This window comes from Paenibacillus senegalensis JC66 (genome assembly GCF_000285515.1).
GTDB lineage: Bacteria > Bacillota > Bacilli > Paenibacillales > NBRC-103111 > Paenibacillus_L > Paenibacillus_L senegalensis.
Map to the genome: position 1 here is coordinate 520135 of NZ_HE610959.1, position 12145 is coordinate 532279.

The 12145-nt window shown below is 49.1% G+C and carries 11 protein-coding genes; 1 reads left to right on the forward strand and 10 read right to left on the reverse strand.

From position 1 onward, the window contains the following. Positions 1–139 precede the first annotated feature (139 nt). The 9 genes from lysA to pdhA form a co-directional block, all read right to left on the reverse strand. Positions 140–1474, reverse strand: coding sequence for a diaminopimelate decarboxylase (gene lysA, locus PSHG_RS14410; protein WP_010273958.1), 1335 nt, complete (start codon positions 1472–1474; stop codon positions 140–142). Positions 1475–1877: 403 nt separating this feature from the next. Continuing rightward, the gene (sigF, locus tag PSHG_RS14415) at positions 1878–2633 is read right to left on the reverse strand and encodes an RNA polymerase sporulation sigma factor SigF (protein ID WP_010273960.1); all 756 of its coding nucleotides are present in this window, start codon (positions 2631–2633) and stop codon (positions 1878–1880) included. A gap of 15 nt (positions 2634–2648) precedes the next feature. Further along, on the reverse strand, positions 2649–3089 hold the full coding sequence (gene spoIIAB, locus PSHG_RS14420) for an anti-sigma F factor (RefSeq protein WP_010273962.1): 441 nt from the start codon (positions 3087–3089) through the stop codon (positions 2649–2651). Next, positions 3086–3439, reverse strand: coding sequence for an anti-sigma F factor antagonist (gene spoIIAA / locus PSHG_RS14425; protein ID WP_010273964.1), 354 nt, complete (start codon positions 3437–3439; stop codon positions 3086–3088). The genes spoIIAB and spoIIAA overlap by 4 nt, the downstream gene beginning before the upstream one ends. A gap of 129 nt (positions 3440–3568) precedes the next feature. After that, entirely contained in the window at positions 3569–4741 is a 1173-nt protein-coding gene (locus PSHG_RS14430) for a D-alanyl-D-alanine carboxypeptidase family protein (RefSeq protein WP_010273966.1), read from the reverse strand. 240 nt (positions 4742–4981) lie between these two features. After that, the gene (gene lpdA / locus PSHG_RS14435) at positions 4982–6391 is read right to left on the reverse strand and encodes a dihydrolipoyl dehydrogenase (RefSeq protein ID WP_010273968.1); all 1410 of its coding nucleotides are present in this window, start codon (positions 6389–6391) and stop codon (positions 4982–4984) included. A 3-nt stretch (positions 6392–6394) separates the two neighbouring features. Next, on the reverse strand, positions 6395–7726 hold the full coding sequence (locus tag PSHG_RS14440) for a dihydrolipoamide acetyltransferase family protein (protein ID WP_010273970.1): 1332 nt from the start codon (positions 7724–7726) through the stop codon (positions 6395–6397). A 58-nt stretch (positions 7727–7784) separates the two neighbouring features. After that, positions 7785–8765 (reverse strand): alpha-ketoacid dehydrogenase subunit beta, encoded by a 981-nt coding sequence (locus tag PSHG_RS14445; protein ID WP_010273973.1) that lies wholly within the window; start codon positions 8763–8765, stop codon positions 7785–7787. Positions 8766–8879: 114 nt separating this feature from the next. Continuing rightward, on the reverse strand, positions 8880–9965 hold the full coding sequence (gene pdhA / locus PSHG_RS14450) for a pyruvate dehydrogenase (acetyl-transferring) E1 component subunit alpha (protein ID WP_026021385.1): 1086 nt from the start codon (positions 9963–9965) through the stop codon (positions 8880–8882). Positions 9966–10293: 328 nt separating this feature from the next. Between pdhA and PSHG_RS14455 the strand changes: the two genes are divergently transcribed. After that, complete coding sequence (locus PSHG_RS14455) at positions 10294–11022, forward strand: alpha/beta hydrolase (RefSeq protein WP_010273978.1); 729 nt, start codon at positions 10294–10296, stop codon at positions 11020–11022. A gap of 70 nt (positions 11023–11092) precedes the next feature. Here PSHG_RS14455 and PSHG_RS14460 read toward each other — a convergent pair whose 3' ends face one another. Further along, a complete protein-coding gene (locus PSHG_RS14460; protein ID WP_010273979.1) occupies positions 11093–11938 on the reverse strand; it encodes a lipoate--protein ligase family protein in 846 nt (281 codons plus the stop codon). Between the last annotated feature and the right edge of the window lie 207 nt (positions 11939–12145).

The following is a 12145-nucleotide window of genomic DNA, read 5'->3' on the forward strand; positions in this document are numbered from 1 at the left end:
AATCGTCTCCTTCCGGCCTCGTAGGCGGATTAAAAATATGGGCCGGAGCATGCAAGCTCCGGCATTTAAGGGAATTTAGCAGCAGATAACTTGTGGTCAAATATTAAAGCAAGTGGCTGCCGGATGCAAAATGCAGTGCTTAAACCTGGCCAGCGACTTTCTTTTGCAAACGCTCCGGAATCAGATCATTGCCAATGATATCCTGGTGGGATTCCCGCTGTACAACCAAATCCGCTTCGCCATCCTTCACGAAGACAACGGCCGGTCTGCGGATCCGGTTATAGTTATTGGCCATAGCGTAGTTGTAAGCCCCCGTCGAGGATACAGCAAGGATATCGCCGGTTTGTACAACAGGAAGGTCAATATCCCAAATTAGCATATCGCCGCTCTCACAGCATTTGCCGGCGATGGAAACCGTCTCTGCGTTAGCCTCATTGGCGCGGTTAGCCAGCATAGCTTCATATTTGGAATCATACAGCGCCGGACGAGGGTTATCCGTCATACCTCCATCTACGGCAACGTATTTGCGCACTCCGGGAATATCCTTGGAGGTTCCAACGGTATACAAGGTTGTTCCCGCTTCCCCAACAATACTCCGGCCCGGCTCAACCCAAATTTCCGGAAGCGGATAATTGTGCTCACCGAAATAGCTGGTAATTCCCTCGGTGATTGCTTCTACATACTTGGCAACCGGCAGTGGGGTATCCTCCGCTGTATAGCGAATGCCGAAGCCGCCTCCCAGGTTTACGACCCGGAACGTAACATCCAGCTCGGAACGAACCTGAGTGGCGAAGCCGATCACTTTCTCAACAGCCATTTTAAAGCCTTCTACCTCAAAAATTTGGGAACCGATATGGGAGTGAATGCCGAGTATTGTCAAATTGGATAACTGCGCTGCTTCTTTAACTGCTTGGAAGGCTGCGCCGTTGCCCAGATCGAAGCCGAACTTGGAGTCGGTTTGCCCTGTGGAAATGAATTCATGCGTATGAGCTTCGACCCCTGGAGTTATGCGAAGCAGGATGTTAACTTGAGCGTTTTTCTCAGCGGCAATTGCATTTAGCATATGCAGTTCTACGAAATTGTCAACAACAAAGCAGCCGATCTTGGCATCAATCGCCATCTCGATTTCAGCAGGAGTCTTGTTGTTACCGTGAAAATGAATCCGTTCTACCGGGAAGCCAGCTTGCAATGCGGTAAACAGCTCCCCATCGGATACTACGTCCAGGGACATGCCTTCTTCTTCAGCGATCCGGCACATAGCCATTACGCAAAAGGCTTTGCTTGCATAAGCAACTTGAAATTTAAGGCCCGATTTCTGAAAAGCCTCTACATACTCACGGCATCTTTGACGTACCAGCGCCTCGTCCACAACGTAAAGCGGAGTGCCAAAACGCTCCACGAGCTCTACGCTGTCGACTCCGCCGATCTGCAGATGGCCCTTGTCGTTTATTTGACTTGTTCCATGTAAATACATGCATTATTCCTCTCTCTCTCCTCTAGTCTCTCTCCCGGCATGTCCTTCCTTCAATTCGGTACACGCCGGCGAGTGTGAACCCTCCTATAGCCAAGGACCTTCCCCGCTATGGCTTTAACCTACAAGCATCATGCATAGTTCGCTCTCCAATCTAAACCTGTAACGAAACGCAAACTATTCGCACCGTTCTGCCGCAAATTTGAACCGAAGTATTGCAGAGGATTTATGCAAGATGCTGGCATAGTCAAAATCATAGGTAATACTATAAAGTTATCATATCCGACCTGGGTTGACAACAAAAGACGGAGCTGCTGCATTCCTCCAGGAAGAGAATGCGGGGACAACAAAAAGCAAACGCCCCGGTTCAAAAGAACAAAGGCGTTTGCCAGCATTAGCCAGGGTGCTATTGGGCAATCTGGCTTTTGATCGACTGTAAAATCTTTTTCTCCAATCGGGATACCTGCACCTGGGAGATGCCAAGTCTTTCTGCCACCTCCGATTGCGTCTGATCCCGAAAATAGCGCAAATAAACAATCAGGCGTTCCCGTTCATTAAGACGGCCGATCGCTTCATTTAAAGCGAGCTTCTCAAACCATTTGTCCTGGGAATCGTCCGAAATTTGATCCATCAGTGTAATCGGATCTCCGTCATTCTCATACACCGTTTCGTGTATGGAGGATGGGGGCTTATTGGCCTCTTGGGCCATAACCACATCTTCGGCCGCCAGCTCCAATGCTTCAGCGACCTCATTAATGGTAGGCAATCTGCCCAGCGTTTTGGACAGCTCGTCTTTTGTTTTGCGTACCTTGTTGGCCAGCTCCTTTAAGGAACGGCTCACCTTAACGGTCCCGTCATCTCTAAGGAACCGTTGAATTTCTCCGATGATCATCGGTACCGCATAGGTCGAAAAGCGCACATCATAAGACAAATCGAATTTGTCCACAGATTTGAGCAATCCAATACAGCCAATCTGAAACAGATCCTCCGCTTCATACCCCCGGTTCAAAAAACGTTGTACGACGGACCAGACCAAACGAATGTTGCAATTAACGAGTGTGTCTCTGGCAACGCCATCGCCGGATTGGCTGAGCGCAATCAATCGTTTTACTTCTGCATCATCCAAGTAATTGTGTGAGGCATGCTTCAAGTCAACATTCATTATCAAAACCCCTAATTAGACAGCGCATTTTTTGGATTCAATTCGCTTGGTCATCGTCACAACAGTACCTTTACCTACCTGAGTGTCTATCTCGATGTGGTCCATAAAGTTTTCCATAATGGTAAAGCCCATGCCTGAGCGCTCCAGCTCGGGCTTGGAAGTAAATAAAGGCTGTCTGGCCTCATCCAGATTTTCGATCCCCATTCCGCTGTCTTCTATTGTTAACCGGACGGTCTCATCCTCAATGACGCATGTTATGGTTACTACGCCGTCTTCTTTGTTGTCATAGCCATGAATAATCGCGTTAGTTACCGCTTCGGAGACTACCGTCTTGATATCGGTTAATTCGTTCACTGTCGGGTCAAGCTGGGACACAAATGCGGCTACGGCAACACGGGCAAACGATTCATTCTCGGAGCGGCTGGAAAATTGCAGCTTCATCATATTCGCACTCATGATACGACCTCCAGACTGGAGACCGCTTGTCTCTCGTTTTCTTCCAAAGCCAAAATTTTGTACAGCCCCGACATTTCGAATAACCGGTGTACGGGAGGCTTGACGCCACACACGATCATTTTTCCGCCCTTGGCTGTAACTAATTTGTAGCGGCCGAGAATAACTCCTAACCCTGAGCTGTCCATAAAATCAAGATTTTCCAGGCTCATGATCACATGAGAGGCATTCCCCTTGCCTATAGCCTCTTCCATGCGGACTTTAACCACTTCTGCCGTATGATGGTCCAACTCGCCCGACAAGCGGACGATTAAAGCATTTCGGCCTTGCTCGATTTCAATTTGAAGACTCATCTGCACATTCCTCCTCCATCATGCACACTCAATTCTAGCTGAGGGAGGGCAAATCCTGCCGCCCCGACAAAACTAGAAGAAAAGTGCTACAAGTAGAAGAAATCCGCTAGATTCCGACTTCTTTTGCAATCAGTCTACGAAAAAGAGCTGCCCTGCCGTACGCTTGAACAACGTCCACCAGCCGGCTTTCTCAATTTCAACAGGCGAGGTTAGAGGAAATTCCTTCATCTTCTGATCGCCCTTATAGACAACTAATTTACCGATCTCACTGCCCAGCTCAACCGGCGCATTAAGCTCGGGATTTAACTGAACTTCGTAACGAATGTCTTCCTCACCCTCGCCTTTCTTAAGCAGAACCCCGTATTGATGATTGGCGGTTAGAGGCACAATCCGCTGTTCGCCCTTGTTAACCTTGATGACACCCAAGCTGTCCCCGGCTTTAACAATAGGGTAATTGGTGTATTGAGAGAAGGCATAATCGAGCATTTTGCCGACTTCGGCATTGCGTGTTTTCGTATCCGGCTCTCCAAGGACAACCGCTATGACACGGAAGTTGTCTTTCTTCGCAGTAGCGGCAAGACAGAACTTCGCTTCGCGGGTGTAGCCGGTTTTTAGGCCGTCGACCCCATCGTAAAAGCGCACCAGCTTGTTCGTGTTGACCAGCCAGAAGGGGCGATCCGTATCTTTACGCAGGTAGTCCTGATAAGCGCCCGTATACTTCGTAATTTGCTCATATTTCATCAGCTCTTTAGACATTAGAGCAATATCGTGAGCCGTGGTGTAATGATTGTCTGCGGGCAAACCGTTCGGGTTGACAAAATGGGTGTTGGTCATGCCGAGCTGCTTTGCTTTTTCATTCATTTTCTGCACAAAGGCTTCTTCGGAGCCGCTGATTTTTTCAGCTAAGGCTACTGAAGCGTCATTAGCCGAAGCCATAGCCACTCCTTTAAGCATATCCTCCACGGTCATTTCCTCTCCCGGTTCGAGAAAAATCTGTGACCCGCCCATGGAGGCCGCATATTCGCTTGTGCGAACCATGTCGTTCCATTGCAGCTTGCCTTTTTCTACTTCCTCCATGACCAGCAGCATAGTCATAATTTTCGTGATGCTAGCAGGCGGCAGCTGATCATCCATATTTTTATTGAAAATGACGGTCCCTGTATCCACATCCATCAAAACCGCTGATCTTGCCCCCGGCGCCAAGTCTATGCCGCTATTATTCTCTTCAGCATTGACTAACGGCAATGACACTGTACACGTCCAGATAAGAACCATCAGTGCCGAAACCCATTTCTTGATCATCAAACAATCCCCTTTCCTCTTCGCTGCTTATTTGGCTTATCTTCAAAAGTCTAGACTGCTTGCTCTCATTGTTAACTACTTTTGAGAAAAATATTCCATAAGGGCTAAACCTTTCCTGGCTATTTTGCATTCATCCTCTCCCACACTCAAAGCCCATAAATCAAAAAAAAGCGAGTTCCGAATAGGGAATGCTCCCTGGAACTCGCTTAGTATATTTTTATATTATCTTGTCAAAAACGATTACTTGGTGTGGATCGGATGGCCCAGCGCCACTTCGGCGGCTTCCATTACGATTTCCCCAAGCGTCGGGTGAGCGTGGATCGTCAGGGCGATATCCTCCAGCGTAGCACCCATCTCGATAGCCAGGCCAAGCTCCGCAATCAGGTTGGAAGCTTCGGCTCCCACGATTTGCGCCCCGAGCACAATCCCGGTTTCCTTGTTGGCGATCAGCTTCACGAACCCGTCGGTAGCATTAAGCGACAACGCTCTTCCGTTAACAGCAAACGGGAATTTGCCTACAGCCAGTTCAATTCCTTGCTCCTTGGCTTGCGTTTCGCTTAAGCCGACGCTTGCGATCTCCGGATCGGAGAAGACCACGAGAGGAATCGCGCGGTAATCCACAACACTAGGCATACCGGCAATCGCTTCGGCCGCAACCTTGCCTTCATAGGATGCTTTATGCGCCAATGCAGGACCGTCTACGATGTCACCAATTGCATAGATGTGCGGAATGCTGGTGCGGCATTGCTCATCGACTTCAATCAGTCCGCGATCGCTCAGCTTCATCTCGATCAAGTCCAGTCCAAGCTCACCATCGGTATTCGGACGGCGGCCAACCGTCACGAGCACATAATCGGCTGTAACCTCTTTTTCCTCGCCATCAACTGTAAACTTCACGGTAACATCGTTATCGGTCTGTTCACAGCTTTGCGCCATAGCTTTCGTATAGATATCTACATCAGCTTTTTTCAGCTTGCGGGCAACCAATTGAGACAGATCTTTCTCGAATCCAGGCAGAATCGTATCAGAGCCTTCCAGGACCGTTACCTTGGTGCCGAATTTGGAGAACGTTTGACCAAGCTCAATCCCGATATAGCCACCGCCAATGACAACCATGCTTTTCGGAATTTCGCTAAGCTCCAGAGCTTCGGTGGAAGAAAGAATGCGTCCGCCGAACGGGAATGCTTTAAGCTCGATAGGACGGGAGCCTGTAGCAATGATGCAATGCTTGAAGCGGTAGCGTGGCGATTCGTTTTCATTAAACAAACGGGCTTCGTTCTGGTTAATGAACATGACCTCGCCTTTGAAAGTCTCAATTTTGTTGCCTTTTAACAGCATGCCGACTCCGCCGGTTAATTTCTTAACAACTGAGTTTTTCCATTCCTGAACCTTGGCAAAATCAACCTTGACATTCTCGGCGGTAATTCCGATATCCGAGCCATGCTGTGCCTGCTCATATTGATGAGCAGCAGAGATTAGAGCCTTGGAAGGAATACAGCCGCGATTCAGACAGACACCTCCGAATTCCGATTTGTCTGCAATGAGCACGCTTCTTCCTAATTGGGCAGCGCGGATGGCGGCTACATAACCGCCAGGACCCGCACCGATCACCAGAACATCAATATCAATAGATGCATCTCCTACTACCATTGCTTACACCTCCATGACCAGCAGCTCAGGGTCAGACAGTAGCTGCTTGATGTAATTCATACAATTTTGTCCAGTTGCGCCATCGATGATGCGGTGGTCGAAACTTAGGGAGAGCGCCATAACCGGAGCCGCGACAATCTCTCCATTTTTTACAACCGGTTTTTCGGAAATGCGGCCTGTCCCGAGAATCGCCACTTCAGGGAAATTGATAATCGGTGTAAAGAACATGCCGCCTGCAGATCCGATATTGGTAATCGTAATGGTACCGCCTCTCATCTCATGAGGCGCAAGCTTTCCTTCACGGGCTTTTCCAGCCAGCTCGGAAATTTCACTTGCAATAGTCCAGATGTTCTTGCGATCGGCATCGTTCACTACCGGCACTACAAGTCCGTTATCCGTATCCGCTGCAATTCCGATGTTATAGTACTTTTTGTAAACCAATTCATTATTCTCTTCATCGATCATGGCATTCAGCGCAGGGAATTCGCGAACAGCCGCCACCAGCGCTTTTACGATGAATGGCAGATAGGTAAGCTTGATGCCTTTCTTCTCAGCCACAGCCTTCCCTTTCTGGCGCAGTGCTACCAGCTGCGATACGTCTACCTCGTCCATCAGCGTTACATGAGGAGCGGTGTACATCGATTTCGACATGGCATTGGCGATCACTTTGCGGATTCCCTTAAACGGAACACGCTCTTCTGCACGTTCGCCAGCCGGTACTGCAGCGGAAGCAGATGGAACAGCTTGCTGAGCAGGTGCCGCTTCTGCCGCTTGTTTGCTTCCTCCGCCTGCCGCGAAGTTCTCGACATCTTCACGTGTCACTCGGCCGTTCTTTCCGGTAGCCGGTACGTCTGCGATCGAAATCCCTTTGTCACGCGCTAGCTTGCGAACGCTTGGCGTAGCCAGCACTTCCTTAGGTGTTGCGGCTGGCTTACCCTCGCTTTGGGCCCCGCCGGAAGCTTTCGCCGTATCGCCCTCATCGAGTGTGGATTCTTGAACGTTTTCAACAACCGCATCGCCAAAGTTGTCTTTGATCTTCTCTTCGCTCGTTCCTACCGTATCTGCTTCGTCCTCATCCTGCTCGGGAATATCTCCCTCAGCATCAATAACCGCCACAACTTGTCCGATGCGGCAAACATCGCCTTCATTAACCTTGACTTCCTTGACCGTACCATTCACCGGGCTTGGTACTTCGACAACCGCTTTGTCGTTTTGCACGTCCATGATGATATCTTCATCCGTAATCTTATCGCCTGCTTTAATATGCAGCTTGACAATTTCCCCTTCGTGCAGGCCTTCGCCCAGCTCAGGGAATTTATAGTTAAAAATTGCCACGGCACCCTACCTCCTTAGATCATTTTTACAATTAAGCCAGTAAGCTGGCTAGCGTTCCTTAAAAATCGAGAACCTCGTTCAAGCCGACAATTACTCTCGCCGGGTTAGGCAGCCAGCTATCCTCGATTTGCGCGAACGGATAAACCGTATCCGGCGGGGCCACACGAAGAACAGGAGCCTCCAGGTGAAGGATGGCCTTCTCGTTAATTTGGGCAATCACTTCGGCCGCAATTCCTGAAGTTTTCTGCGCTTCCTGAACGACAATAGCACGGTTTGTTTTCTTGATCGATTCCACGACAGTTTCGATATCAATCGGCATGATGGTGCGCAAATCAATAACCTCGACCTTAACTCCGCGGCTCTTCTCGATTTCTTCCGCCGCCTTCAAGGATGTATGAACCATAGCTCCGTAAGTGATGATGGTTACGTCGCTTCCTTCTTTAACCACCTTGGCTTTGCCGATCGGCACTGTATATTCACCTTCCGGCACTTCTTCACGGTATGCATGGTACAGATTCAAATGCTCCATGAAAAAGACCGGGTCGTTATCACGGATAGCAGAGATCATCAAGCCTTTGGCATCGTAAGGGTTCGAAGGAATAACAACCTTGATGCCAGGTGTTTGCGCGATAAGCCCTTCCAGGGCATCCGTATGCAATTCTGCAGCCTTTACTCCCCCGCCGTACGGAGTACGGAAAACGATTGGCGCATGGTAACGGCCGCCGGAACGATAGCGCATCCGGGCGGCTTGAACGCAAATTTGATCCATTGCTTCAAAAATAAAGCCGACAAACTGAATTTCAGCGATCGGACGGAAGCCTTGAGTTCCCAGGCCGACAGCAAGTCCGCCTATTGCAGATTCCGCAAGCGGTGTATCGAACACCCGATCCTCGCCGAATTCCTCCTGCAGTCCTTCGGACGCACGGAATACCCCGCCGACTTTCCCTACATCTTCACCGAATAAGAGGACATTCGGATCGCGCTTTAATTCTACGCGCATTCCGTCCCGGATTGCTTCTTTTAAATTCATTTGAGCCATGACTGCCCGATTCCTCCTTAAAATGCTTAAGTTTTGTTACGCCTTATACAAAACTGTAAATATAATAATCAACGCGGCTAACCAGCCTGATCACAGGACCTCGTCAGCGCCTGTTTAGCTCTTGTAGTAAGCTTTTTGTTCTTCAAGATGCGGAGGCGTCGTCTCAAACATGCTGTCGATCAAACCGGGAACGGTCATTTTTTCAATTTTTTCCGCTTTCTTAATGTGCTCCGCCACAGCCGCCTTAGCTTCCTCTTTTACTCGCGCGTCGTCCTCTTCGCTCCACAGTCCTTTCTTATTCAGGAACTTGCGGAAACGCTCAATCGGATCCTTCGCTGCCCATTCGGACTCCTCTTCCTTAGTCCGGTACTTGCTCGCATCGTCAGACATGGAATGAGGGCGGAAGCGGTAAGTCAATGCTTCGATCAGAGTTGCGCCTTCACCGCTGCGGCCTTTCTCTGCAGCATCACGCACGGCTTTAATGACAGCCAAAACATCCATTCCATCAATTTGCACTCCGCTAATGCCTGCTGCCACCGATTTATGAGCAATGGAGGCTGCAGCTGTTTGCTTCGCAAACGGAGTCGTGATCGCATACCCGTTGTTTTGGACAAAATAAATAACAGGCAGCTTAAATACACCGGCAAAGTTAAGCCCTTCGTAGAAATCGCCTTCGGAGGAGCCTCCGTCACCAGTGTAAGTAATGACTACATTCTTCTGGCCCTTCTTCTTAAATGCCATGCCGATGCCGGTGGCATGAAGAATTTGCGCGCCAATAATAATTTGCGGCATCAGTACATTCACGCCCTCAGGAATTTGTCCGCCGTGCTGATGGCCTCTGGAATACAAAAACGCTTGATATAGGGGCAGACCGTGCCATACCAGCTGAGGAATATCACGATAGCCCGGGCAAATGAAATCTTCCTTGTCAAGGGCATACTCGCTGCCAATCATGCTCGCTTCCTGTCCCGATACGGGAGCATAGAAACCGAGCCGGCTTTGCCGTCCAAGATTTACGGCACGCTCATCCCATGTGCGGGTGAACACCATTCTGCGCATGATTTCTTTCAAATCATCATCACTTAGATCAGGCATTAAGTCTTCGTTAATAATTTCTCCATCAGGAGACAAAATGGACAGGGGAGTTACGTCTTCGACTTTCACTTCATGAGCATGGCTGACTTCCGAAGCCTTATTCATTTCTCGCACCTCGCTACTCATTTATTTCGCACCTCGCTAAGACATAATTGTTTCGTATGCTAATCTGTTATACAATTATTATATTACTGTCTCAGTTTAATTTCCACCATATAATTTAAAATATTGATACAAGTAAACGTTTTGTCATAAAACTGTTAGTGAACAGCACTCCAAAAGTTATATAACAGTTCTGAAAAGCAATACGGCTAATCCCGAATTAGTTTGACCTAATTTCGGCAATTTGTTACCAAGCCGAATGAATTTTCTTGGATACCGCCGCTCTGTTAAGCGCTGTTCTAACATTCCACCCCGATAGGAGGATTACAAAATGTCCGAGCAAAATATTTACCACAGGAAAATTGTCAAGAAACAGCTCCATTCTGAAGCTTTAAATACAACCCGCGATTACTGGGTGTACCTGCCCCCGGGCTATAATGAACTTACGACCTATCATGTTGTTTACTGTCAGGATGGTCTCGAATTCCTTAACTTCGGAAGAATCGCCACCATCACCAACAGGCTTATTATTGAAGAAAATATGCAGCCGATCATAATTGCAGGCTTACACGTAGACATGCCGAACCGTACAGAGGAATACTCTCCTGATGGCGTACGCTACCCGGCATATCGCCAATTCTGGACAGAAGAATTCATTCCCGAGATTGAGCGCGACTTTCCGGTAGGCAATACGCGAAGCGAACGAGTGCTGGCAGGCGATTCCCTGGGAGCTACCGTTTCTCTTCATCTGGCCCTCGATTATCCCGACCATTACAGCCAAATCCTCTCGCTTTCCGGAGCGTTTCTTGAGCCGACCCGCCAACGCTTGCAGCAGGAAAGGGACTTGAGCTGGCTGGAACTATATCAGCTGATCGGTTTGCAGGAAACAGCGGTTCCGACCCAAAGAGGGACCTTCGACTTCCTAAGTGCTAACCGGGAGGCCAAGCAGCTGCTGGAAGAAAAATCAGCCGCGGTCAACTATGTAGAAGCGGAAGGCAAACATATATGGGGCTTCTGGCAAAAACACCTGCCTGCCGGCCTGCTTCATTTCTTTTCTTAAGCGCAGCTTTGGCATAAGCTAAGCTTCGGCATAAGCTAAGCAGTGGCAAAATCCAGCTAATCTTCACCAACTATTTATCATAACGCTCAATTAGTGCGCGCATGGCATTTTCCACTTCGGGGGAGGTCATGCGCGCTTCGCTTCTCAGCAGCTCCTGTCCGCCTTGAAGCCTCGCCCAGCTTCTTACCGCTTGTATGTATTCGTCCGCTGTTGAAATGGGAATTAATTCCTGAAGGCTTGCCGTATGTTCCAATGTGACACGCGGGAACTGGCCCGATTCCCCTCCTGCAGCCCGTTCGTAAAACGTTTTGGCCAGCCTGGCACGGGATGCCCCCTGTCCATCCACATTGATAAACGCTTGTATAACGACCCCGTTTGCCTGCCTTCTCTGGGCAATCCCGCAAAACTTTTTTCCATTGATGGACAGATCGTAATCTCCCGGACAGTAGGAGCCTGCAATTTCTCCGTCCTGCACCTGATCAGTCCAGCCCCGCAACGTTTCTCTAATCAGGCTTACCATTGCGGCAAAGTCGCGGTGAAAATTGATTCTCCCGCTCGGCTTCGGAAAGATCAGGGAGAGATTAATAACACCGGAATCCAGTGGTACAGCTGCGCCTCCGGAATTGCGCACCACGGTTTCTCGGCCCTCGTTCCTCAGCCATTGCAGCGCTTCTGTTACTTTGGGCAGCCTGCGATCTCTTAACCCGATAATAAAAGCTGACGGGTGACGCCATACATGCAGGATTGGGCGGTCGCCCGGGCGGGCCTGCGCACACATAACTTCATCCCAGGCAAACGGCATAATCGCGGGAAAAGGATCGTGGTCATAGTCGGAAACGACCAGTCTTATTGCTTCCATCCCCCCGGCTTCAAGGGAAGCTTCATTGTGCTGATTATTGTGTCCATGCTGTTTCAAGTTACCCCTCATCCATTCTATATCGATAGTTATCCCTATTTACTTGAATATTTACTTGAATATTTACTTGAAATCCTGTTTTTTCTGTGAAAATAACCCCCGCGTATACTCCCCGCACGATGAGCAGTCTCGGGTATTCGCACCCCAATTCATAACCTGGTTATAACTGTTACGAAATTTCGTATGAAACACTGGCTGCAGATGGCT